Raw genomic sequence first — 611 nt, forward strand, 5'->3', positions numbered from 1 at the left:
AACACTGCGAGAACACTGCGAGCAACACCATCAGTGTAACGGCAGATATCACGGCACCAGTAGTTACACAGGTAATTGTACCTGCGAATGGTTATTATAAAGCAGGTAGTACATTGAACTTTACAGTGACGTACAGTGAAAATGTGCTCATCAATACTACTGGCGGTGTGCCATCGATTAGTGTAAATATAGGAGGCACAAATGTTTCAGCGGTTTATACTGGAGGCGCCGGTACACAGGATTTATCCTTCAGTTACACTGTTCAGAACGGCGATCTGGATATGRACGGTATCACACTTGGTACTAACCTGTTGCTGAATGGTGCGACTATTAAGGATGCAGCGAATAATACCGCTGCACTCACCTTGAATAATATCGGCAATACTATGGGCGTATTCGTAAACACGGTGCATCCAACAGTTACGTTGTCCACCACTGCYGCGGCTATTGTYAATGCGCCGTTTACAGTGAATGTGATATTTAGCGAGGCGGTGACTGGGCTTACAGTAGCAGACTTTACATTAACCAATGCTACTGCTGCTACGCTTCAAACTACCGACAACATTACCTATACCATCGTCATCACGCCGATAACTGATGGAGCTGTCAGC

The 611-nt window shown here is 45.6% G+C and carries 1 protein-coding gene; it reads left to right on the forward strand.

Annotated elements, in window-relative coordinates; all coding sequences use genetic code 11:
* A partial coding sequence (locus AC1DP6_RS36515) for an Ig-like domain-containing protein (protein ID WP_477059314.1) occupies positions 1-611 on the forward strand: 611 nt, incomplete at both ends.

The organism is Chitinophaga sp. 01L420 (assembly GCF_056399985.1).